Source organism: Streptomyces sp. NPDC051913 (genome assembly GCF_044593635.1).
GTDB lineage: Bacteria > Actinomycetota > Actinomycetes > Streptomycetales > Streptomycetaceae > Streptomyces.
In genome coordinates this window covers 141,139-162,142 of the sequence record NZ_JBIUCI010000011.1, presented here as the reverse complement: position 1 = coordinate 162,142, position 21,004 = coordinate 141,139, and the positions used below count along the sequence as shown (strand labels likewise).

21 protein-coding genes and 1 pseudogene are annotated in these 21,004 nt (G+C 67.5%); 10 read left to right on the top strand and 12 right to left on the bottom strand.

Translation table 11 applies throughout. The features are described from left to right. Nucleotides 1-92 precede the first annotated feature (92 nt). Nucleotides 93-3,257 (top strand): DUF3427 domain-containing protein, encoded by a 3,165-nt coding sequence (locus ACIHIX_RS30540; RefSeq protein WP_399961730.1) that lies wholly within the window; start codon nucleotides 93-95, stop codon nucleotides 3,255-3,257. Between the two features lie 12 nt (nucleotides 3,258-3,269). Here the strand turns inward: ACIHIX_RS30540 and ACIHIX_RS30535 are convergent, their stop codons facing one another. Then, a complete protein-coding gene (locus ACIHIX_RS30535) occupies nucleotides 3,270-3,983 on the bottom strand; it encodes an ATP-binding protein (protein ID WP_399961728.1) in 714 nt (237 codons plus the stop codon). A gap of 140 nt (nucleotides 3,984-4,123) precedes the next feature. On the opposite strand from ACIHIX_RS30535, the gene ACIHIX_RS30530 reads away from it, so the two are divergent. Both ACIHIX_RS30530 and ACIHIX_RS30525 read left to right on the top strand, forming a co-directional pair. Continuing rightward, nucleotides 4,124-4,972 carry a helix-turn-helix domain-containing protein gene (locus ACIHIX_RS30530; RefSeq protein WP_399961726.1) on the top strand — a complete coding sequence of 283 codons (849 nt, stop codon included), beginning with the start codon at nucleotides 4,124-4,126 and terminating at the stop codon, nucleotides 4,970-4,972. Beyond that, nucleotides 4,969-5,175, top strand: coding sequence for a DUF397 domain-containing protein (locus tag ACIHIX_RS30525; protein ID WP_399961724.1), 207 nt, complete (start codon nucleotides 4,969-4,971; stop codon nucleotides 5,173-5,175). The genes ACIHIX_RS30530 and ACIHIX_RS30525 overlap by 4 nt, the downstream gene beginning before the upstream one ends. On the opposite strand, the gene ACIHIX_RS30520 is transcribed toward ACIHIX_RS30525, so the two are convergent. Then, entirely contained in the window at nucleotides 5,168-5,803 is a 636-nt protein-coding gene (locus ACIHIX_RS30520) for a hypothetical protein (protein ID WP_399961722.1), read from the bottom strand. The two genes, ACIHIX_RS30525 and ACIHIX_RS30520, sit on opposite strands and share 8 nt — an antisense overlap. 41 nt (nucleotides 5,804-5,844) lie before the next feature. Here ACIHIX_RS30520 and ACIHIX_RS30515 point away from each other — a divergent pair, with 41 nt between their 5' ends. Together ACIHIX_RS30515 and ACIHIX_RS30510 are read left to right on the top strand one after the other, a co-directional pair. After that, nucleotides 5,845-6,876 (top strand): hypothetical protein, encoded by a 1,032-nt coding sequence (locus ACIHIX_RS30515; RefSeq protein ID WP_399961720.1) that lies wholly within the window; start codon nucleotides 5,845-5,847, stop codon nucleotides 6,874-6,876. A 130-nt stretch (nucleotides 6,877-7,006) separates the two neighbouring features. Next, on the top strand, nucleotides 7,007-7,504 hold the full coding sequence (locus tag ACIHIX_RS30510) for a peptidylprolyl isomerase (protein ID WP_399961718.1): 498 nt from the start codon (nucleotides 7,007-7,009) through the stop codon (nucleotides 7,502-7,504). Between the two features lie 47 nt (nucleotides 7,505-7,551). Here ACIHIX_RS30510 and ACIHIX_RS30505 read toward each other — a convergent pair whose 3' ends face one another. Continuing rightward, nucleotides 7,552-8,412: an alpha/beta fold hydrolase gene (locus ACIHIX_RS30505; protein ID WP_399961716.1), complete on the bottom strand. Its 861-nt coding sequence runs from the start codon at nucleotides 8,410-8,412 to the stop codon at nucleotides 7,552-7,554. Nucleotides 8,413-8,485: 73 nt separating this feature from the next. Here ACIHIX_RS30505 and ACIHIX_RS30500 point away from each other — a divergent pair, with 73 nt between their 5' ends. Further along, nucleotides 8,486-8,989 carry a hypothetical protein gene (locus ACIHIX_RS30500; RefSeq protein ID WP_399961714.1) on the top strand — a complete coding sequence of 168 codons (504 nt, stop codon included), beginning with the start codon at nucleotides 8,486-8,488 and terminating at the stop codon, nucleotides 8,987-8,989. A 6-nt stretch (nucleotides 8,990-8,995) separates the two neighbouring features. On the opposite strand, the gene ACIHIX_RS30495 is transcribed toward ACIHIX_RS30500, so the two are convergent. Together ACIHIX_RS30495 and ACIHIX_RS30490 are read right to left on the bottom strand one after the other, a co-directional pair. Beyond that, nucleotides 8,996-9,403 (bottom strand): DUF2267 domain-containing protein, encoded by a 408-nt coding sequence (locus ACIHIX_RS30495; protein ID WP_399961712.1) that lies wholly within the window; start codon nucleotides 9,401-9,403, stop codon nucleotides 8,996-8,998. A 63-nt stretch (nucleotides 9,404-9,466) separates the two neighbouring features. Further along, nucleotides 9,467-9,889: an Hsp20/alpha crystallin family protein gene (locus ACIHIX_RS30490; RefSeq protein WP_399961710.1), complete on the bottom strand. Its 423-nt coding sequence runs from the start codon at nucleotides 9,887-9,889 to the stop codon at nucleotides 9,467-9,469. A 156-nt stretch (nucleotides 9,890-10,045) separates the two neighbouring features. Here ACIHIX_RS30490 and ACIHIX_RS30485 point away from each other — a divergent pair, with 156 nt between their 5' ends. Together ACIHIX_RS30485 and ACIHIX_RS30480 are read left to right on the top strand one after the other, a co-directional pair. Beyond that, nucleotides 10,046-10,348, top strand: a complete 303-nt coding sequence (locus ACIHIX_RS30485; RefSeq protein ID WP_399961708.1) for a hypothetical protein — start codon at nucleotides 10,046-10,048, stop codon at nucleotides 10,346-10,348. A 14-nt stretch (nucleotides 10,349-10,362) separates the two neighbouring features. Beyond that, entirely contained in the window at nucleotides 10,363-11,019 is a 657-nt protein-coding gene (locus ACIHIX_RS30480) for a hypothetical protein (RefSeq protein WP_399961707.1), read from the top strand. A 16-nt stretch (nucleotides 11,020-11,035) separates the two neighbouring features. Here the strand turns inward: ACIHIX_RS30480 and ACIHIX_RS30475 are convergent. Next, nucleotides 11,036-11,166, bottom strand: a pseudogene (locus ACIHIX_RS30475) (glyoxalase); the annotation flags it as partial. Between the two features lie 107 nt (nucleotides 11,167-11,273). Between ACIHIX_RS30475 and ACIHIX_RS30470 the strand changes: the two are divergent. Beyond that, nucleotides 11,274-12,737: an alginate lyase family protein gene (locus ACIHIX_RS30470; RefSeq protein WP_399961705.1), complete on the top strand. Its 1,464-nt coding sequence runs from the start codon at nucleotides 11,274-11,276 to the stop codon at nucleotides 12,735-12,737. A gap of 217 nt (nucleotides 12,738-12,954) precedes the next feature. On the opposite strand, the gene ACIHIX_RS30465 is transcribed toward ACIHIX_RS30470, so the two are convergent. Both ACIHIX_RS30465 and ACIHIX_RS30460 read right to left on the bottom strand, forming a co-directional pair. Beyond that, nucleotides 12,955-14,451 (bottom strand): MFS transporter, encoded by a 1,497-nt coding sequence (locus ACIHIX_RS30465; protein WP_399961703.1) that lies wholly within the window; start codon nucleotides 14,449-14,451, stop codon nucleotides 12,955-12,957. A 55-nt stretch (nucleotides 14,452-14,506) separates the two neighbouring features. Next, nucleotides 14,507-15,892, bottom strand: coding sequence for a DUF445 domain-containing protein (locus tag ACIHIX_RS30460; protein ID WP_399961701.1), 1,386 nt, complete (start codon nucleotides 15,890-15,892; stop codon nucleotides 14,507-14,509). A gap of 167 nt (nucleotides 15,893-16,059) precedes the next feature. On the opposite strand from ACIHIX_RS30460, the gene ACIHIX_RS30455 reads away from it, so the two are divergent. Continuing rightward, a complete protein-coding gene (locus tag ACIHIX_RS30455) occupies nucleotides 16,060-17,397 on the top strand; it encodes an SGNH/GDSL hydrolase family protein (RefSeq protein WP_399961699.1) in 1,338 nt (445 codons plus the stop codon). A 50-nt stretch (nucleotides 17,398-17,447) separates the two neighbouring features. Here ACIHIX_RS30455 and ACIHIX_RS30450 read toward each other — a convergent pair whose 3' ends face one another. Genes ACIHIX_RS30450 through ACIHIX_RS30435 form a run of 4 tightly spaced genes read right to left on the bottom strand, consistent with a single transcriptional unit; the run spans nucleotide 17,448 to nucleotide 20,960 of the window. Next, nucleotides 17,448-18,299, bottom strand: coding sequence for a DUF1707 domain-containing protein (locus ACIHIX_RS30450; protein WP_399961697.1), 852 nt, complete (start codon nucleotides 18,297-18,299; stop codon nucleotides 17,448-17,450). Between the two features lie 32 nt (nucleotides 18,300-18,331). Continuing rightward, on the bottom strand, nucleotides 18,332-19,318 hold the full coding sequence (locus ACIHIX_RS30445) for an ATP-binding cassette domain-containing protein (RefSeq protein ID WP_399961695.1): 987 nt from the start codon (nucleotides 19,316-19,318) through the stop codon (nucleotides 18,332-18,334). A 6-nt stretch (nucleotides 19,319-19,324) separates the two neighbouring features. Beyond that, nucleotides 19,325-20,167: an ABC transporter permease gene (locus ACIHIX_RS30440; RefSeq protein WP_399961693.1), complete on the bottom strand. Its 843-nt coding sequence runs from the start codon at nucleotides 20,165-20,167 to the stop codon at nucleotides 19,325-19,327. Then, the gene (locus ACIHIX_RS30435; RefSeq protein ID WP_399961990.1) at nucleotides 20,160-20,960 is read right to left on the bottom strand and encodes an ABC transporter permease; all 801 of its coding nucleotides are present in this window, start codon (nucleotides 20,958-20,960) and stop codon (nucleotides 20,160-20,162) included. The genes ACIHIX_RS30440 and ACIHIX_RS30435 overlap by 8 nt, the downstream gene beginning before the upstream one ends. Nucleotides 20,961-21,004: the final 44 nt, after the last annotated feature.

Below are 21,004 nucleotides of genomic sequence, written 5' to 3'. Positions count from 1 at the left end.
GGGCCGGCCTCAAAACCGAGGTTGGGCAACCACCCCATTAACGCCACCTGCTACAACAGATCCACTGCTGTACGTGAGGGTCCACATGAGGGATGGGGGAACGCAGCGTGGCTCAGCCGGGGGATCTGTCGCAGCCTGTCGCGGGTGTCTACGAGGAACTCGTCACCCAGCGCATGGACGAGCAGATGGAGCAGTTGAACGCAGCCGGCTGGAAAGCCGTCGATGACGAGGTCAGCGAAGAATCGTCACCCCATGTACTTGCCCGGCACATCGGCCGGGCGGTGAGGCAGCGACTCAGCCAGCTACCCCAGGACAAGCGTGTCGCCGTAGCCAACCAAATCATCGAGTCACTTGCCGCTGCACCTGGCGACCTCGCCGCTACCGAAGCCCCCGAGCTGATCGCCGAGGGACCTCGCCAACTCCTCGCCCTGGCCGAGAAGGAGGCACCGGGTGTTTACGCGATACGCCCGCTCACACCGCTCTCGGAGACCGCCCTCATTACCAACTCCCCCGAGGACCCGAACCTTGGTAGTGAGTTGCGTGCTGAGCTAGCCACAGCGGACCGTATCGATCTGCTCTGCGCCTTCGTGAAGTGGTACGGACTGCGTGTACTCGAAGACTCGCTCCGTGCCGCCGCGGAACGCGGTGTCCCCATCCGGGTCATCACCACCACCTATATCGGTGCCACCGACCGTCATGCACTCGACCGACTCGTCCGCGACTTTGGCGCTGAGGTCAAGGTCAACTACGAGATCCGCTCAACCCGCCTCCATGCGAAGGCCTGGCTGTTTCGACGTCAGAGCGGCTTCGACACGGCTTATGTCGGCAGTTCTAACCTCTCGAAGGCTGCGTTGCTCGACGGCCTGGAGTGGAACGTGCGCCTGTCCTCTGTGGCTACTCCAGCGGTACTCAACAAGTTTGAGGCCACCTTCGACGCGTACTGGAACGACATCGCTTTCGAGTCATACGACCCCGATCGCGACGCCCGCAAGTTGGATGAGGCATTGGGGCTGGCAGGCGGGTCGACGTCCGGTGAGGACTTGAAGATCAGCCTCTCTGGCCTAGAGGTACGACCGCATCCGCACCAAGCGGATATGTTGGAGCGGCTGCGTGTCGAGCGGGACGTTCGCGGTCACCGACACAATCTGCTCGTTGCCGCCACAGGCACCGGCAAGACTGTCATGGCTGCCCTTGACTACCGCGATCTACATCGGGAGTGGGGCGGCAAGCAGTACCCGAGGCTCCTTTTCGTAGCGCACCGAAAAGAGATCCTTAAGCAGTCGCTGCGCATGTACCGCGAAGTGCTCGATGACGCATCCTTCGGCGAACCTCTCTTCAGCGGCGAGCTGCCGCGTGACTGGAAGCATGTCTTCGCCAGCGTGCAGTCCCTTACGGACCAGCGACTCGACCAGTTCGATCCGGAACACTTCGACATCATCGTCATCGATGAGTTCCATCACGCCACGGCTACTACGTATCGCCGTGTGCTCAACCACTTCAAGCCGAAGCAGCTCCTCGGTCTGACCGCTACTCCGGAGCGTGCCGACGGCCTCAACGTCCAGGATGAATTCTTCAACGGACGGATCGCAGCCGAGATGCGGCTGTGGGAAGCCCTCGACAACGACTTGCTCTGCCCGTTTCACTATTTCGGGGTGCCCGACGGGACAGACCTCAGCCGCCTCAACTGGCGATCTGGGACATACGATCAGAGCCAACTCGGCGACTTGTTCTCCGCCGACCATGCTCGCGCCCGCATCGTCATCAAGCAGGTGAGAGATAAGGTCTCCAACCCGATGCGCATGAGAGCGCTCGGCTTCTGCGTCAGCCGTAAGCACGCCCACTTCATGGCTAAGTGCTTCCAAGATGCGGGCTTTGAGGCCGAAGCCTTGGATAGCGCGTCGAAGCCCGAAGTGCGTGATCGCGTACTGGCACAGCTCAAAGCGGGTGAGATCCAAGTCGTCTTCTCTGTAGACCTCTTCAACGAGGGCTTGGACATCCCCGACGTCGATACGCTGCTTCTCCTTCGTCCGACTGGTAGTGCCACCGTCTTCCTTCAACAACTTGGTCGAGGCCTGCGCCGCACCCCCGACAAGCCGGTGCTCACCGTGCTCGACTTCATCGGTCAGCATCGGGCTGAGTTCCGGTTCGAGGAACAGTTCCGCGCGATGACCAACCTGACGCGCAACCGGCTGCTTGAGCACGTCGAGCGTGACTTCCCTCTGCTGCCGTCGGGCTGCCAGATCATCTTGGAGGGCAAGTCCAAAGACCTGGTGCTGGACAACATCCGCACTCAAATTAAGGCAACCATCCAAACCCTCGCCAAGGAAGCCAAGGCCTTCGATACCCCCCGCCTCGCGGACTATCTCCGCGAAAGTCGCCGCGAGATCAGGGAGCTGTACAAGTCAAGCAACTCCTGGACGTCCGTTCTACGCCGCGCCGGTCTGGCTGGCCACGCTGACCAGCCCGGTGAGGAGGACCTGTTGAAGCGCGTCCATGCATTTCTGCACGTCGATGACCTTGAGCGGGCTGAGACGTACACCCGCCTACTGAGCGATGATGCGCCGACATACGAGTCCCTGGAGCCGAGGGATAAAACGTACGCGCGCATGCTGTTCTTCAACCTCTGGGACAAGGCAGGTGGGTTCACTTCCTACGCGCAGGGACTGGATTCCCTCCGCGAGCAGCGAGCCCTCCGCGACGAACTGCGGCAGGTGCTTGACCATGTGATGGGTCAGGCTGACCATTTCCCCATCCCTCTGGATGGCCCGCACGCGCACCTCCCACTGAAGGTCCACAGTGCCTACAACCGCTCTGAGATTCTGGCCGCGCTGGGGGTCGCCCGCCTCGGCGGCCAGATGCCCGGTTCCTTCGCGCAAGGTGTCCTGTGGGACGAGCAGAACCAGACGGACGCACTGCTGATCACTCTCGAGAAGAACGAGAAGGACTTCTCCCCCACCGTCCGCTACAAGGACTATGCGCTCACTCCGACCCTGTTCCACTGGGAGTCACAGAGCCCGATCGCCGACACCTCACCCACGGGGCTGCGCTACCAACAGCATGAGCAACGTGGAAGTCATGTGCTGATGTTCATGCGGCGCTACAAGGACACCGACATCGGCAAAGCTCAGCCATGGATGCTGATCGGCCCAGCAACCTTCGTCCGACACGAGGGCAGTAAGCCCATGGCCATCACCTGGCGTCTCCACCACGAGCTGCCTGCGGATGTCTGGTCGTACTCGGGCATCACCGCGGGTTAGCCGACTCACCGCTCAAACCACCTCGTTGAGCCCTGCCTCAAAGTGAGTCTGGGCCCGGTCGAGTACCTCGTCGGGGTCATAGCCGTGTGCATGCAGCCAATGCAGCAGGTCGGCCATGACCCCAATAGCAGCTTCTTCTGCCGCTGCCCCACTCAGCATGCTTCGCTCGCCGAACAGGGCTCTATTCTGCGGGGTTTGCCACAATCCATACAGGTTGAGAAGCGCCTCAGCCCGCGCTCCTCCAGGGCCACCCTTCTGATCCTGGGTGGCGGGCTCATCGGTGGTAGCAAGCTCGCACCACACCACCTTCGAGTCCTCGCGAAGGAACACACCCCAGCGGTGATCCGTCAGGGCGTCAACGAGCGCGATCCCGCGGCCCGACTCCAGCGCGCTGCTTGCTGCAAGCAAGGTGGGCAGTGCGCGCGTATCTGGGTCCTCCACTTCCAGGCGCAGATAGGGCTCACGGAAACCCATGCGTAGTGTCGCGGGTGTCCCTTCGCCGATGTGCCGGATGACGTTCGTTACCAGCTCCGATACGCAGAGCTGCGCCACCTCCACGTGGTCCGGCAGCCCCCACAGAATGAGCCGAATCTTCAACATCCGTCTCAGTTCAGAGAGTTCTCTTGGTTGGGCGGCGAACAGATGCACCCAGGGCTCTCGTCTAACGCAGTCACTCACGTAGATCACCTCGGTCGCCTCCCACACGTTCTGTAGCACATCGAGCATGAGTTGATGACTCTCAGTGAGAGATTCGCAGCGACTGTCCCTTCGTGCAACATGCATGAAGGGATTCCCTCTTTAGGGTGATTGGACTTTCGCGCCCCTTCCGATGGGATGGAACATCCGCTACCGCACGAGGAGTTGGTATGGCCGGATCCCCTACAGCTCGTCGACGTCGTCTCGCGATTGAGCTCAAGCGGCTGCGCGACGAGAGCAGCCTGACCTGTAGCCAGGTCGGCAAAGAGCTGGATTGGAGCAGTTCCAAGGTCAGCCGCATGGAGACGGGACAGGGGCGCGTACAGCCCTCGGACGTAGACGCCCTATGCCGCTTCTACGCGACCACCGAAGAGTTGCGCGACCTCCTGAAGTCACTCGCCAAGGAGTCCAAGACGAAGGGGTGGTGGCACGCACACGGCGATGCAATCCCTGCGTGGTTCTCGGTGTACGTCGGCCTTGAGCAGGCGACCTCCCACCTGCACACTTACCAAGCCGAGTTCGTCCCAGGCCTGCTGCAAACCGGCGAGTATGCGGCCGAGCTGAGTCGCGCATGGGTTGACCACACGCCCGAAGACATTCAGGCCATGGTCGACGTCCGCATGCGACGCCAAGAACTACTCACCAGCGAGGCCGCTCCCGACTTGTGGGCTGTCGTGCATCAGAGTGCGCTGCTCCACACGGTCGGCAGCCGGCAGGTCATGGGGCGCCAACTCGAACGTATGCTGGAAATCCAGAAGTTGAGGAACGTGACCGTCCAGGTCCTGCCGTTCGACGCGGGCGCCTACCCGACGACAGGGTCATTCACAGTCCTCGGCTTCCCGGAGCAGGAAGACCCAGACTTGGTCTATCGAGAGGGCCTGAGCGACTCGGTCTACCTTGAAGAGCCCAAGGACGTGACCCTCTATACAAAGGCGTTCGACCACCTAAGGGCCTTGGCTCTCAGCCCGCAGCGATCGGCCACGCTGATCACCACACTCTTGGAGGAGCACTCCCGATGACCCAACCGTCGAGCGTTCGGTGGCGCAGGAGCAGCTACAGCAATGGCATGGGGGGCGAGTGCTTGGAAATGGCTGCTCTCGCTGAAACGGTCACAGTACGCGACTCCAAAGTGGCCTCCGACCATCACCTCAAGGTGAGGACCACCACATGGCTGAATTTCATACGAACTCTGGCATCTGGGCACGAAAAAACCGCTAGCTGACCGGCTGCATGGGGTCGCGAATTATTTCTCCCGCGCGTCCAAGGAAAGCCGCGTAGGACCGGATCATTTCGTCTCGAGCATGGTCAAAGTTGGACCAGTCCACGGTCAGGCCTGCCGAACTTGCACCCGCCGCCTGCATCAAAACGCCTATTACCGCCACCGACTTGCGCGATAGAGCATGAGCGAGCTGGTACACCTCGTTTGGCCCCCAAAGGGCCAACCGGCTAGTTTTCGCCTTAAGTTCGATAGTGCGCTCTCGCAGTTCGCGCCCAGTTGCTTCATCAAGTCCAGCCCCAGCCCGCACCTCAGGCGCGATGCGGACAACTGCTTCATCCACGACGGCATAAGCGTCAAGTAGAGCTGCGAACGCCTGATGTCGCTGGCTACGCACCCACTGCCAGTGCTCCGCCGCGGCCTGGCCATGCACCCCAGCCAACGCCGCCTCAACTGCCTTACGCCCACCAGCCTCAGCCCCGCGCTTGGCATACACCCCGGCGATGACAGCACCAATGACTGCGGCAGCGAAGGCGATTACTGCCGCGACGACTGTCCCTGTCACCTCACTCACCACGCCATCCTCGCCCGGATGTGGCTCAACCACAACGGCCACCCAGACAACTTGGGCCACTCCCAGCACTCCACGGGCTCGGACACCATTAGCCTCTGATCATGACGACGCCTCCCGCCGGGTTCGCTCCTGGCGACATCCTCACGCGCGCGCAGATCCACCCCGTACTCGGCGGCAGCGGCTTCGCCGGAATCTGCCCAGCCAAGGAGAAACGGAACGTTCTCATATTCTCCGATAGCAAAATAGGCAAGCGCTACGGGTACCGAGACGGATGGCTCAGCGAAGAAGACGCCTTCGGCCCTATATTTACCTACACCGGAGCAGGGAAGCGTGGCAATCAGACCTTAGACGGCGGAAATGGCGCCATCCTCGAACACAAAAGTATGGGCCGCACTCTGCATGTCTTCGTCGCTGTGGGCAACGTTCCGGGGACCGGCAGGCGAACACACAAGTACATAGGGGAATTTAAGGTTGATGAGCACAGACCGTACGACATACGGGAAGCCAAAGATGAATTAGAAGACGACCGCAACGTTATTGTCTTCCGACTGCGCCCCACTGGCCCCTATATACGGGACGATTCCGACACTCTCCCCCTGGCGCCCAGATCCCGAATCAAGTTCCAGCGGACCGCAGGCAGCATCGCTCGGACGTATCGACGCAGGAGGCGTCAGCGACAGCCTCAGACCGACGTCACCCGAATCGAAGCACTCCGCGACGATTTGGCGGAGGCCTTCGAGGCGCATGAGACCTCGGCCGGGATGGACATCGGGCAGATGGAGCTCATGCTGCAAAACTCGACAGATCAGCTTTCCTTCGAGATCTACAACCAGACGAATCACACGGTGTACCAACCCACGGGTACTGTGGCAGCCGAGTCCATCACTCAGGCGCTTGCTCAACTCCTGCACGCAGAGCACCATTTGAAAATCGCAGTTCCCGATCATCCCCTCCACTTGATGGTGCTAGCTCCCGCACTCCCCCGCGAGGACCTCCGCGACTTGCTCACCGAGCATGGAATTGGTCTTGTGTACCGTAATGACAGCGGCGGCTTCTCCGAGTTTGCAGGCAGCCCCAGCGCGACTGAGGCTCATCGGTCTGTCCGCTGCTTGGACTGCCCCGTGCTGGCCTGAGAGACTGCCCCTCACGTTGCGATGCTATTCAGTTACGCAACGTAGTCAGAGCTTCGGGGTGGCTTGAGGCTTGGAAGCTCTACCTCGACCAAGGAAACGATCTCCAAGTCGGACAGTGCAGGATAGAACCATGACAACCAAGGTCTACTTCGACATCACCATCAACGACGAGCCCGCCGGCCGTATCAACTTCAACCTCTTCGACGACGTCGTCCCGAAGACGGCCGAGAACTTCCGTGCCCTCGCCACCGGCGAGAAGGGCTTCGGATACGCCGGGTCGTCCTTCCACCGGGTCATCCCGGAGTTCATGCTCCAGGGCGGTGACTTCACCGCGGGTAACGGCACCGGCGGCAAGAGCATCTACGGGGAGAAGTTCGCCGACGAGAACTTCAAGCTCAAGCACGACCGTCCGGGCCTGCTGTCGATGGCCAACGCCGGGCCGAACACGAACGGCTCGCAGTTCTTCATCACGACGATCGTGACGGGCTGGCTCGACGGCAAGCACGTGGTGTTCGGCGAGGTCGCCGACGAGGACAGCATGAAGCTCGTCAAGAAGATCGAGGCGCTCGGCTCGGGCAACGGCAGGACCTCGGCGAAGATCACCATCTCCGAGTCCGGCCAGCTCTGACATCTGGACCGCTGCGGTACCCCAGTCGTGAACGGCCGGCGCGTGCGTCATCGCGCCGGCCGTCGCGCGTACGGCCTCGTGACGGCCTCCAGGAGCTGCTCCGGGCGGTCCAGGTGTACGTCATGACCCGCGTCCGGGACCACCGTCAGCCGGGTTCCCTTCGGGCGGCGCCTCAGCATCTCCTCCGCCTCTCCCGCCGGCAGCGTTCCCTTCCCGCCTCTCACCACCAGCGTCGGGCAGGTCAGGCGCTCCCACTCCAGCCAGTACGCCCGCGCCATCAGTTCCGTGATCGTGGCGATCATCGTGTCCCGGTCGAAGCGGGGGTGCCAGCCGTCCCGGCGTTGCTCCAGGCTCCGCGCCCATGCCTCGTGGCCCAGGAAGGTCTCCGCCTGCGCGAGGGACGTGAAGGGCGTCGGCCAGCTGTCCAGCCAGGCCGCTGTCTGCGTCGGGACGGCCGGATTCGGGCCTCCCGGGCCCGCCTCCACCAGGATCAGGGACACCACCAGCTCCGGATGCGCCGACGCCAGCAGCATCGCCGTGTTGCCACCCATGGACTGGCCGAGCACTGTCACGCGGCTCAGCCCGAGCTCCTGGATCAGCGTCCGCGCGTCCGCGACATGCGCCGCCCTGTTCACCGTAGGCGGGCGGCGGGTGCTCGCGCCGTGGCCGCGTGCGTCGTACGACACCACGCGGAAGCCGGCGGCCAGGAGGCCCGGTGTCAGGGCGTCCCACTCGCCCAGGTGCCCCGCGAGGCCGTGCAGGAGCAGGATCGTGCGGGGTTGATCGGGAAACAGAGACAGGGGTGGGGGTGGTCCCGGTACGCGATGCTCGTGCCGTCCTGCATCGTCACGTGGTTCATGTGGCTCCCCCTGTAGCCGTCCTGTTGCCGGAACTGTGGGCTCCGCCACTGCCGTAAGCGGACGGCACTGCTGGACTCGGCTGTCTGTCAGTCAGTCGATCACAACAGGGGGGCGCGGCACGATGGCACTGCTGAATCTGCTGTTCGTCGTCGTCGCGGCGGTCGTCGCCTTCGCGCTCGCCGGGTACGGGGGCGGGCGGATCGCCGAGCGCGGGGTACGGCGGGCCGAGCTGCCGACCCTTCTTCGGGGGCTCGGCGCCTTGGCCGGTGCCGTGGCCGCGGCGCTCTGTGCGTGGGGGTTGTTGATCGTCTTCGGGGCCGTGCTGACCGCTGAGGACGGGGGTACGGACTCGGCGCCGCCGCAGTCGTGTCGTACGGCGGGCTGGTGGGAGCGGCACGAGCGGGGTGTGGAGATCGTCGACTACTCGGTGTCGTACCTCCCGCTCGGGTTCGTGTGCGAGACCAGTGACGGCGGGAGCTACGACAACGGGGACGTGCCGGGGTATCTCAACCCCGCCCTTCTGGGCTTCGCCCTCTCCGGTGCCGGATGCGTCATCGCCGCGGGGTATGTGTCGGAGATGCGCGCCCGAAGTCGGCACAAGAACCGTGCGGGCAAAGCCCAGTAGGGGCACTCACGCTGTCGGCATCAGCTCCGCCCTGCCGAACAACAGCGCGTATCCCTGCGGGAGTTGGGACAGGATGCGGTCCACCAGCGCGTCGCCCGCCCAGCGCGGGAGCGTGCTGAGTACCGAGCTGACGTCCCAGCGGGCCGTCGCCGTGGTCGCGCCCTCGATGCGGGCCGCCACCGATTCCACGAACTCCGCCGCCGTCAGGGGGCGGGTCGCCGGGATCTGGGCGGCGACGACGCGTGCCGCCTGCTCGGGCAGCGCCCTGGCGAGGGCCACGCGCTCGTCGCCCGTGACATGGCCGCCGAGGGCGGACAGGACGACGCGGGTGACGCTTTCCGCCTCGGTGCGGGTCGGGTACTGGCCCGACTCCCGTACCGCGTCCACCAGTTCGGCCCAGCTTCTCTTCACCACCGGATGTTTCCTCCTGGTCCTGGTACTGATCGTGTGCCCGTGCGGGCGGGCGCGCTCAGCTGCTCAGTTGCTCAGCTGCCTGCGTCCGCCGTCGCCGCCCGTGATCTGGATGCGGCGCGGCTTGGCCTGCTCCGCCACGGGGATGCGCAGGGTCAGGACGCCGGCCTCGTACGAGGCGTCGACGCGCTCCGTGTCGAGGGTGTCGCCGAGGAAGAGCTGGCGCGTGAAGGTGCCGGTGGGGCGTTCGGCGACGATCGGCTCCGCGCCCTCGGGGGCGGGGGAACGGCGCTCGGCGCGGACGTTCAGGACGTTGCGTTCGACGTCCAGGTCGATCGTCTCGGGGTCGATGCCGGGCAGGTCGAAGTGGACGACGAAGTCGTCACCGGAACGGTAGGCGTCCATCGGCATCGCGGCCGGACGGGTAGCGCCGAAGACCTGCTGCGCGAGGCGGTCGAATTCGCGGAAGGGGTCGGTACGCATGAGCATCACGGGTCACTCCTCTCCTCAGGAACTGGGTGCGATGCCCTTACGTCTTCTTATATAGCTCGAAGGAGGAAACCTGACAACCCTCGACTCAGGTACGGCTCGCCTCCCGGTGCCGGAGTTAGCCTCGGGGGCGGAAACAATCACCAGGAGGCAGGCATGGCCAAGGTCCCCAGCGCGGTCGTCGCGGCGACCGGGCTCGTCGGTGGGTACGGCGTGGCCCGTTGGACCAGGAAGCGGCAGCTCGGCGGGGCCGTGCTGGCCGTGGCCGGGGCCGCCGCGGCGACGCAGTGGCGGCAGCAGGCCGGCGGGAAGGCGGCCGGTGCGCTGACGGCCGCGTACGTCGCCGCGTTCGCCGGGTCGCATCCGCTGGCCAAGAAGGTGGGCGCCTGGCCCGCCGTGTTCGGGATGGCGGGGGCCGTCGCGCTCGCGTCGTGGGCGGTGGCGGACCGCCAGGGCTGAGAGGGGAAGAGGGGGTGCGCCTCGGGGTCACCGAGCATCGCGTGCGGCTCGGGGCGCGGGAGTACCGGGTGCTGCGCGTCGGCGGGCTGCGGCGTGCGGTCTGCTACGACAGTGAGCACTGGCTGAGTCTGTGGGTGGACCGGGGTGCCGCCGCCGAGCTGGCCGCGGCCTGGCTGCTGGCCGCGCGGTCGCCGCGCTCGCTCGTCCATCTGCCGCTGCGGCAGCGCGGGGAGCGGCCTGCCGGAGCCGCGCTGCCCGAGCCGCATCGGGCCCGTGATCTGCTGCTGCTCCACCACTCCCTCCAAGTCCCGGCGTCCCGCTGGAAGGAGCTCCGGGGGAAGGCGGGGAGTGCCGGGAACGCGCACACCGTCGAGTTCCGGCGGGCCGATTTCGCCCTCCCCCGTGACCAGGCCGTGCCTGGCGCCCACCACGCCGGTTTCCGCGACCGGATCCGGCTCACCACCGCCGCCGACACCCTCGTACTCAGCGGGAGTGCGCTGCCCTTCGCCGACGCCGCCGCGGACTTCTTCGACCTCGCCGAGACCGGTCCCGGCCGGGACGGGCACGTGTGTGCCGAACTGCATCCGGGGTCAGGGCTGTTGGAGCGTTCGATGCCGCTGATGCATGTCGAGTACCGCGCGGAGTGGGAGCCGGTGCCGCGAGCGGGCTGAGAGCGGGCCAGGGCTTGTGCGTCAGCACGTTCACCACCTGGCCGTTCGGGTCCGTTAGAAGAAGCGTCGTACGCCCCACTCTTCGGTGAAGAAGCCGATCTGGGCGGTGGGGTTGGCCGGGGAGGCGAGGGTGACGATCCAGCCCAGGCGCGGACTGTCAGGGGAGCGGCTCCTCAGTGTCGTTCGGGACTTTCTGTTATCCGTGCTCCCACCCTCGCGTCTCCCCTGCGTCCCCAGCCACCGGCACGCGAGGAATGACACCCGTGACTTCGACTTCGCCGTTCAGCCGCCGCACCCTGCTCAAGGCAACCGGAGCCGCCGGTGTCGTGACGGGTACGGCCCTGCTCGCTCCCCCGGCCGCGCGCGCCGCAGGCTCCGCCTACGCCCACCCCGGGCTGCTGCACACCTCCGCCGACCTCGCCCGGATGCGGGCGAAGGTGAAGGCGGGCGCCGCGCCCTACACCGCCGGGTACGCCAAGCTGACCGCCAACCGGCATGCGCAGACCGGGTGGGTGGCGAATCCCCAGGCGACGATCTACCGCGGTGCGGGCAGCCCGCAGAACTACACGATCCTCTACAACGACATCCACGCCGCCTACCAGAACGCCCTCCGTTACCAGGTCGGCGGCGACGACGCCCACGCCGACACCGCCGTCGCGATCCTCAACGCCTGGTCGGGGAAGCTCACCCAGCTCGCCGGGAGCGCCGACCGGTTCCTCGCGTCGGGGCTGTACGGGTACCAGTTCGCGAACGCCGCCGAACTCGTGCGCGGGCACGGGGACTTCGACCTCGGGCGCTTCCAGGAGATGCTCAGCAAGGTCTTCGGCACGCCGGCCGACGACTTCCTCGTCCGGCACAACGGTGCCGTCGACTCCAACTACTGGACCAACTGGGACCTCGCCAACATGGCCTGCGTCCTCGCCACGGGCGTGTTCTGCGACGACCGGGCCCAAGTCGGGCGCGCGGTCGACTACTTCAAGGGCGGGGTCGGGCTGGGGGCGGTCAGGAACGCGATTCCCGTGGTGTACGACGACGGACTGGCCGAGTGGCTGGAGGCCGGGCGGGATCAGGGGCACGCGCTGCTGGGGGTGGGGCTGATGGGCACGTTCTGCGAGATGGCGTGGAACCAGGGGATCGATCTGTACGGCTACGACGACAGCCGGTTCCTCAAGGGGGCGCAGTACGTGGCGAAGTGGACCATGGGTGGGGAGGTGCCGTTCACCGCGAACACGCGGCGGAAGGGGGCCGTGGGCGGATGGTCGGGGGCCGAGACCGTCAGCAGGGCCGCCGGGGTGGACCCCGCCATGATGCGACCCATCTGGGCGATGATCGCCAACCACTACACCAAGCGGCGGGGGGTGTCGGCGTCGTATCTGACACAGATCGCCGCGAAGGCCGCGCCTGAGGGTGGGGGTGGGGACTACGGGCCGAACAGTGGGGGGTACGACCAGCTGGGGTTCGGGACGTTGGCGTTCACTCGGGAGAAGGGGGCGGCGGTGGAGCCGTCGGCATCGGCGTCGGCTGCCCGTTCCGACCCGCGTCCGCAGACCGCCGCGTCAGCCTCGGCGTCCGCCTCCCCCTCCACGGACGGTGACCTCGCCGCCACGGGGTCCGGTGACCTCGTCGGCTGGAGCGCGGCAGCCGGGGTGAGCGCCGTCGCGGGTGGGTTGCTGCTGCTGCGTCGACGGGACCGGGTTCGCCGCGGGGCGGCTGAGTAGGCCGTCCGGCGTCGGGGTGGGCCGGGGGTGGGTCGCGCGGCCCGGCGCTTACGGGGTGCCGCCTGCGCCCACCCGTGCCGCCCCAGCGGCACGACTGCCCGCAGCTAGGCCGTGTCTTTCGGATCATCCCGGGGCCGCGGGGCTTGGCACGCCCATCTGCCGCGTTGTCGTCGGTCGCCGACGCTCCGCGTCTGCGGCATGATCTGCCGGACAGGCCCTAGCGCAGAGCAGAAGCAGAATCGGCATCGGAAGCAGATGGGTCCGCCGCCGTCAGCGGACGTGCCACGTCCTCCAGCGACCTCCGCTCCGCCCGCACCGCCAGCACCGCCGCCACCAGGCCCGCCAGGCACATCAGCGTCGCGCCGATCTGGAAGGCGAGGACCGTGTCGCCGACCTTGCCCGTGCCCGTGAGGTCGGCGAACAGGAGCGGGCCGCTGATTCCGCCCGCGGCCGTGCCCAGGGCGTAGAAGAAGGCGATCGACATCGCCCGGGTCTCCATGGGGAAGATCTCGGACACCGTCAGGTAGGCACTCGACGCGCCCGCAGAGGCGAAGAAGAGCACCGCACACCAACACGCCGTCAGTGTCGTGGCGTTCAGGGAACCCTGGCCGAAGAGCCAGGCCGTGCCGAAGAGCAGCAGGCCCGACAGCAGATAGGTCGAGGAGATCATCACCCTGCGTCCCACCGTGTCGAACAGCTTGCCGAGCAGCAGGGGGCCCATGAAGTTGCCGATCGCGATGACCGCGAAGTAGTAGCCGGTGTTGCCGGTAGGGACGTCGTAGAACTTGGTCAGGATCGCGCCGAAGCCGAAGGTGATCGCGTTGTAGAGGAACGCCTGGCCGATGAAGAGCGAGAAGCCCAGGACCGCGCGCCTTCGGTAGTCCGAGAACACGGTCCGGGCGATCTCCATGAAGCTCACGCTGCGCCGCTGGTGGATCGTGAGCTCACCCTCCGGCTCTACCAGAGGCTCCGCCTTCTCCGCCGCCACCCGTTCCTCGATGGACGTGACGATCCGTTCCGCCTCCTCGTCCCTGCCGTGGATCAGCAGCCATCGTGGGCTCTCCGGGACATGGCGTCGTACGAGAAGGATCACCAGGGCGAGGACCGCTCCCAGCGCGAACGTCAGCCGCCAGCCCAGGTCCTTCGGCAGGACCGCGGTGTCCAGCGCGACGATCGACAGCAGGGACCCGCCGACCGCTCCCAGCCAGAAGCTGCCGTTGATCATCAGGTCCACACGGCCTCGGTACTGCGCCGGGATCAGCTCGTCGATCGCCGAGTTGATCGCCGCGTACTCGCCGCCGATGCCGAAGCCCGTCAGGAAGCGGAACGTGAAGAACCACCAGGTGGAGAAGGAGACCGCCGTCAGGGCGGTCGCCGCGAGGTACACCGCCAGCGTGATCATGAAGAGCTTCTTACGGCCCCATTTGTCCGTCAGGCGGCCCCAGAACAGGGCTCCTGTGCAGGCGCCCGCCACGTACAGCGCCGCCGCCAGGCCCGTCACCTGGCCCGAGGTGATCGGCAGACCGCTGCCCGGCTCGGACAGCCGGCCCGCGATGTTGCCGACGACCGTCACCTCCAGGCCGTCGAGGATCCACACGGTGCCGAGTCCGATGACGATCGTCCAGTGCCAGCGGGACCAGGGGAGGCGGTCCAGGCGGGCGGGGATGTTCGTCGTGACGGTGCGGCCGGTCGCGGCCTGGTCTGTGGTGGTCATGGGCTCCCTCCTCGTCGAGCGAGACCCGGCGACGGGTACCCCGGCGAGGACGGCTTTACGCCCCCAGCAGCCGCGACACCGTGTAGATCAGCAACCCCACCAGCGAGCCCACCACCGTGCCGTTGATCCGGATGAACTGAAGGTCACGGCCGATGTTCGCCTCGATCTTCCGCGTCGTGTGCTCGGCGTCCCAGCCGGCGACCGTGTCGGTGATCAGGGAGGTGATCTCGTGCCGGTAGGTCGTGACGACGTACACCGCCGCGCCCTCGACCCAGCCGTCCACCTTCGCCTGGAGCCGCGGCTCGACCGCCATTCGCGCCCCGAGCGAGAGCAGCGACGCCCGCACCCGCAGCCGTAGTTCACTGCGCTCGTCCTCGGCGGCCGACACGATCATGGAGCGTACGGCGGTCCAGGCGGAGGCGATGAGGTCCTGGACCTCGCCCCGGCCGAGCACCTCGCCCTTGAGCCGCTCCACGCGCGCGCGGGTGTCCGTGTCGGACTGGAGGTCGGCGGCGAAGTCGCCCAGGAAGCGGTCCAGGGCGCCGCGCGCCGGATGCGAGGGCATGTCCCGCATCTCCGTCACGAAGCGCAGCAGCTCCTTGTAGACGCGTTCGCCGACCTTCTTGTCCACGAACCGCGGGGTCCAGCCGGGCGCTCCGCCCTGTACGGCGTCCATGACCTGCTCGTCGTGCAGGACCAGCCAGTCGTGCGCCCGCGTCACCACCAGGTCCACGACCCTGCGGTGGCCGCCGTCGGCGACGATCCTCTCCAGCATCTTGCCGATGCCGGGCGCGATCTCCTGTGCGTCGGCCCGCCGGGTGATCGCCTCGCCGACGACCGCCTGGACGTCGGAGTCCCGAAGGACCGTCAGGGCGCCGCGCAGCGCGGCCGACAGCTCGGCCGTGACCCGGTCGGCGTGCTCGGGGTCGGCGAGCCAGGCGCCGAGTCTGCTGCCGATGCCGACGGCGCGCAGACGCCCGCGTACGACGTCCTCGGAGAGGAAGTTCTCGCCGACGAACTCGCCCAGCGACACCCCGAGCTGGTCCTTCTTGGTGGGGATGATCGCGGTGTGCGGGATCGGCAGGCCGAGCGGGTGACGGAACAGGGCCGTCACCGCGAACCAGTCCGCCATCGCGCCCACCATGCCGGCCTCCGCGGCGGCGGCGACATAGCCCGCCCAGCCGCCGCCGCCCGCGTGCGAGGCCCACTTGGCGAGGACGTACACGAGCGCGACGAACAGCAGCAGCCCGGTCGCCGTCAGCTTCATCCGGCGTACGCCGCGCTGCTTCTCCTCGTCGGCCGCGCTGAACGTGCCCATCGCGCGGTTGGAGGCGGTGGCCGGGTGGGCATGCTGATTCACGTCAGCGGCATCCGTTTCATCCGGATTAGCGCGTTCCATCACGTCCGATCCACTCCGCCCGTTGTGATCCCCTGCACACATTGTCCCTTCCTGACCTACTCCCGGAACGGAACAGGAGTTCCCGGCGTCTGTCTGATCGGGGCATCGGGACAAGGGGGTCCGGTCAACTACCCCTCACCGCATGACGCATCATGAGGTGATCACATCGGAGCCTCGGGCTCCCATCCGCCCGAGGAGACCCGCACCGCATGACCAGAAGACGTGGTTATGCCCTGCTTTCGGCGATCATCGCCCTGATCGTGGCCCTGTCCGGCGCCATCTACGTCGGTGTCGCCGCCGACGACGGCAGCGCCACGAGCCCACGGCACCGCGCCGCCCAGGCCCCCGCCCCACGCAACGCGGCCCCGGCCTCCACCGGCACCTGGGTCGGCGCCTGGTCCACCTCCCCGGCCGGTGCCGAACCCGGCACCGAGACCGAGGGCATGGCGGGCCGCTCGGTGCGCAACGTGGTGCACACGTCCGTCGGTGGTACGAGTGCCCGGATCACGCTGTCCAATCTCTACGGCCAGTCGCCGCTGACCATCACCCACGCGTCGATCGCCCTCGCGGCGGCCGACGACACCGCCGCCGCGGCCGTCGACACCATGCGGCGGCTCACCTTCGGCGGCAGCCCGAGCGTGGTCGTCCCGGCGGGCGGCCAGGTGATGAGCGACGCGGTCGGCATCACCGTCACGCACGACAGCGACGTCCTGGTCACCACGTACTCGCCCACGCCGTCCGGGCCGGTCACCTACCATCCGCACGCCCGGCAGATCTCGTACGTCGCCGACGGCGACCTCACCGAGGACACCACCGGCACGGGGTATGCGCAGGAGACGCCGTACTGGCGCTATCTCACCGCGCTGGACGTGCTCAGCAACGAGTCGGACGGCACCGTCGTCGTCCTCGGCGACTCCCTCACCGACGGCATCACCTCCACCGAGGGCGCCAACCACCGCTGGACGGACGTCCTTTCGCAGCGGCTGCGCACCGCGATCGAGGCCGGCCGCGACCTGCCCCGCTACAGCGTCGTCAACCAGGGCATCAGCGGCAACCAGGTCCTCGCCAACGGCCTCGGCCGCCCCGCCGACAACCAGAGCGGCCTCGGGCGCTTCGGCCGTGACGCGCTCTCCCGTACGAACGTCAAGGTCGTCGTCATCGACCTCGGCATCAACGACATCCTGCGCAACCCGCGGCTCGCCGACCCGGAGAAGGTCCTGGACGGGCTGCGCACGCTGGTCCGGCAGGCCCACGCGCGCGGGATCAAGGTCGTCGGCGCCACACTGATGCCCTTCCAGGGCCACCGCGGGTACACGAGCGCCCGGGAAGGCGTGCGGCAGCAGATCAACGCCGCGATCCGGGACGGCAAGGTGTACGACGCCGTCGTGGACTTCGACGAGGCGCTGCGCGACCCGTACAACCCGCGCCGGCTGCGCTCGGACTACGACTCCGGGGACCGTCTCCACCCGAGCGACAAGGGGTACGCGCGGATGGCGGAGGTCTTCGACCTGGAGGACCTGAAGGGGGCGGCTCCGGCGGAGCTGTAGACGCCGTCGGCGCCCTGGGTGCGCCGGTCGACCTCGGTGCGCTGGTCGCCCTAGTCGTCGTACCCGTCGTGGCGGTCCCGGCGGTCACGCCTGTCGTGGCGGTCGCGGTGGCGGTCCCGTCGGTCGCGGTGGCGGTCGCTGCGGCCCCGCATCAGGTCGTGGTGCCCGTCCATCAGCCGTCGGTGCGCGTCCTGCACGTCGTCGCGGAACGATTCGTGCAACTCGCGCATCGACTCCTTGCGGTCCAGCTTCTGCCGGCGCCGCTCCTCCTTCAGCGCCTGCCGCTCCGCCCGGGTCAGCTTCCGCTCGACACCGACCCCGCCCCAGAAGGCGAACCCGGTCACGATCACCCGCGGGCCGCCCGGGTCGCCCGGCACGCCCTCCTCACGGTGGTCGAAGCCGCCCATGACGCCGATCCCGCGGACGACGACCTCGACGCCGGGCGGCACGATCACGTTCACCCCGCCCATGATCGCCACGCAGTTGATCTCGACCTCGCGGTCCGCGAAGCTCGCCTCTCGCAGGTCGATCTCGCCGCCGCCCCAGAAGGCGAAGCAGTTGAAGCGCTTCGGCACGGTCCAGCGGCCCTTGCGCTGGAACCCGGACAGAATCGCGACCGCCCAGCTCGACGAACCCTCGCCACCGGTGACGCGTCCGGCCCAACTCCCCTGCTCCGCAGGCTCTTTCACCATGTTGACGGCCGGAGCAGCCCCGGGGGCCGTCGGCAGGTCGCGGGTGATCGGCGTGAGTTCGCCGTACGTCCGCGCCTTGTACGTCGCCTCCAGCCGCTCCTCGAACTCCTCCATGTCCAGGCGCCCTTCGGCGAGGGCGTCCCGCAGGATCTCGGCGACGCGCTCACGGTCGGCGTCGGCGGCGCGAAGTTCAGGGAGTTCCTCCGTCATGGAGTCAGCCTACGAGCTAGCCCGCCCGTCGGCTACGAGACCGCTTTCTCGGATTGCTCCGCGTACATCTTCGCGATGACCGCCTCGATGTCCGGCTCCCGCACCGACAGGTCCACCATCGGGTACTCCGCCGCGATCCTCGCCACCAGCGGCGCCGCCGACGTCCCGGCCGGGAACGCCAGCCACTGCCGGGGCCCCTCCACCTTCACCACGCGGGCCTCCGCGACCTCGATCGGCGGCAGCTCCCGCTCCAGGTCCACCACCAGCGTCCGCTCGCTGTCCCCCGCCTCGTGCAGCCCGGCCAGCGGGCCGTCGTACATGAGGCGGCCGTGGTCGATGACCATCACCCGGGAGCAGAGCTGCTCGATGTCCTGGAGGTCGTGCGTGGTGAGCAGGACCGTCGTGCCGCGCTCGGTGTTCACCTCGCGCAGGAACTCCCGTACCCGGGCCTTGGAGATGACGTCGAGCCCGATGGTCGGCTCGTCGAGGTAGAGGACGTCCGGGTCGTGGAGGAGGGCGGCGGCGATGTCGCCGCGCATCCGCTGGCCCAGCGAGAGCTGGCGTACCGGCACGTCCAACAGGTCGGCCAGGTCGAGGAGTTCGACGAGCCGGTCGAGGTTCTCGCGGTAACGGGCGTCGGGGATGCGGTACATGCGGTGCATCAGCTTGTAGGAGTCGATCAGCGGGAGGTCCCACCACAGGGTCGTGCGCTGGCCGAAGACCACGCCGATGCGATGGGCGAGGTGCCGGCGTTCGCGGGACGGGTCGATGCCGGCCACGCTGAGCCGGCCGCCGCTCGGGGCGAGGATGCCGGTGAGCATCTTGATGGTGGTGGACTTCCCGGCGCCGTTCGGGCCGATGTAGCCGACCATCTCACCGCGCGCCACCCGGAAGGAGATCGAGTCGACGGCCCGTACCTCGCGCCGCTCCCGCTTCATGAACCCGGTCTTCTTGCGCACCTCGAAGACCTTCTCGACCCGGTCGAGCTCGATGAAGCCCGGGTCCGCACCGTCAGCCATCCGTCCTCAACTCCCCGTACTCCGATACGACCTGAGCCCCGCCCGCCACGCCAGCCCGGCCAGCGCACAGCACCCCGCCGCGACCAGCGGCGACAGGAACGCCACCCACTGCGGCAGCCCGAGCGGGATCGGCCGCCCGAGCACATACGTGGCCGGCAGCCAGTTGACGAAGGACAGCGGCAGCACGAAGGTCACCCCGCGCACCAGCTCCGTCGCGAACACCGTCGGCGGGTACTGGAGCAGCGTCGTACCGCCGTACGTGAAGGCGTTCTGCACCTCGGAGGCGTCCTGCGCCACGAACTGGAAGGCCGCCCCCGCGACGAACACCGCGGCGAAGATCCCGGCGCCGCTGAGGATCATCACCGGCATCAGCAGCAGCTTCAGCGGCGTCCAGTCGACGTCGACCGTGGCCAGCGCGTAGACCAGCACCATCGTGCCCTGGGTGACCCGGCCCAGGCGCCGCAGCCCGAACTGGTCCGCGGCCATCTGCGCCAGCACCGGCGCGGGCCGCACCAGCAGCGTGTCCAGGGTGCCGTCGCGCACCCGCCGTCCCAGCCGCTCCATCGAGCCGAGGCAGAGATCGGCCAGGCCGAACGCCACGCTGGACAGGCCGTACAGGAAGGCGATCTCGGGCAGGGTGTAGCCGCCGAGCGCGTCGACGCGGGAGAACATCAGCAGGATCGCCACGAAGTCGAACGCGGTCGCCGTGAAGTTGCCGAGCGTGGTCATGGCGAAGGAGGCGCGGTAGGCCATCGTGGAGCGGATCCACATGACCGAGATCATGCGGTAGGTGCGCAGTCCGTCCAGCACCCGGTCGATCCCGACGGGACCACGCGCGAGGTCAGCCACCCTGGACCACCACCCGCCGCGTCGCCATCCCCTGCACCAGCCGCCCGGCCGTCAGCAGCAGCACCGCCCACAGCGCCTGGAAGGCGTACGTGCCGAGCGGGTCGGCCTGTCCCAGCAGCACGTCCGCGGGCGCCTGGAGCAGCGCCGACCACGGCAGGGCCCGTACGACCTCGCCGAGCAGCCCCGGGAACACGTTGAGCGGCAGGATCATCCCCGAGCAGAACCAGCCGACGAACATCACCATCTGCGCCACCCCGGTGCCGTCGAGGAGCCAGAACGCGCTCAGCGCCATCAGGTACCGGATGCCGAAGCTCACCAGCATCGCCAGCACCACCGCGACCAGGAACGCCAGCCAGGTCGTCGCGTCCGTGGGCAGCGCCAGGTCGAACATCAGCGCGCCCAGCACGAAAGGCGGCACCCCGCGCGCGAGCAGCTCGAAGGCCGACCGGCCCAAGTCAGCTGCCAGCCACCACAGTTGGAGGTCCGCGGGGCGGTACAGGTCGACGGCGATGTCGCCGGTGCGGATACGCTCCATGAGCTCGCCCTCGACACCACCGCCTCCGTTGGCGAGCGTCTTGAACAGCGACTGCCCGACCCACACATAGGTGACGGCCTGCGCGAGGTCGTACCCGCCGAGTTGCGGACGCTGGTCCCACAGGGCGGTGTACGTGTAGACGAGGATCAGCCCGAACACCGTGTTGGTGAAGATCCCGGCCGCCGTCGCCGCCCGATACGTCGCGTACCGTCGGAATCCGCCCACACCCACGGCGAGGTACAACCGCCCCGAATCCACATCCACAGCCCTCCTCACCCGCGCCAGGCACCGAAGCGCAGGAG

Excerpts from the sequence above, each read along its gene's own strand:
- ACIHIX_RS30540 (WP_399961730.1), top strand. The coding sequence starts at position 93 with ATGGGGGAACGCAGCGTGGCTCAGCCGGGGGATCTGTCGCAGCCTGTC.
- ACIHIX_RS30535 (WP_399961728.1), bottom strand. The coding sequence starts at position 3,983 with ATGCTCGATGTGCTACAGAACGTGTGGGAGGCGACCGAGGTGATCTAC.
- ACIHIX_RS30530 (WP_399961726.1), top strand. The coding sequence starts at position 4,124 with ATGGCCGGATCCCCTACAGCTCGTCGACGTCGTCTCGCGATTGAGCTC.
- ACIHIX_RS30525 (WP_399961724.1), top strand. The coding sequence starts at position 4,969 with ATGACCCAACCGTCGAGCGTTCGGTGGCGCAGGAGCAGCTACAGCAAT.
- ACIHIX_RS30515 (WP_399961720.1), top strand. The coding sequence starts at position 5,845 with ATGACGACGCCTCCCGCCGGGTTCGCTCCTGGCGACATCCTCACGCGC.
- ACIHIX_RS30510 (WP_399961718.1), top strand. The coding sequence starts at position 7,007 with ATGACAACCAAGGTCTACTTCGACATCACCATCAACGACGAGCCCGCC.
- ACIHIX_RS30500 (WP_399961714.1), top strand. The coding sequence starts at position 8,486 with ATGGCACTGCTGAATCTGCTGTTCGTCGTCGTCGCGGCGGTCGTCGCC.
- ACIHIX_RS30490 (WP_399961710.1), bottom strand. The coding sequence starts at position 9,889 with ATGCTCATGCGTACCGACCCCTTCCGCGAATTCGACCGCCTCGCGCAG.
- ACIHIX_RS30485 (WP_399961708.1), top strand. The coding sequence starts at position 10,046 with ATGGCCAAGGTCCCCAGCGCGGTCGTCGCGGCGACCGGGCTCGTCGGT.
- ACIHIX_RS30470 (WP_399961705.1), top strand. The coding sequence starts at position 11,274 with ATGACACCCGTGACTTCGACTTCGCCGTTCAGCCGCCGCACCCTGCTC.
- ACIHIX_RS30465 (WP_399961703.1), bottom strand. The coding sequence starts at position 14,451 with ATGACCACCACAGACCAGGCCGCGACCGGCCGCACCGTCACGACGAAC.
- ACIHIX_RS30460 (WP_399961701.1), bottom strand. The coding sequence starts at position 15,892 with ATGTGTGCAGGGGATCACAACGGGCGGAGTGGATCGGACGTGATGGAA.
- ACIHIX_RS30455 (WP_399961699.1), top strand. The coding sequence starts at position 16,060 with ATGACCAGAAGACGTGGTTATGCCCTGCTTTCGGCGATCATCGCCCTG.
- ACIHIX_RS30450 (WP_399961697.1), bottom strand. The coding sequence starts at position 18,299 with ATGACGGAGGAACTCCCTGAACTTCGCGCCGCCGACGCCGACCGTGAG.
- ACIHIX_RS30445 (WP_399961695.1), bottom strand. The coding sequence starts at position 19,318 with ATGGCTGACGGTGCGGACCCGGGCTTCATCGAGCTCGACCGGGTCGAG.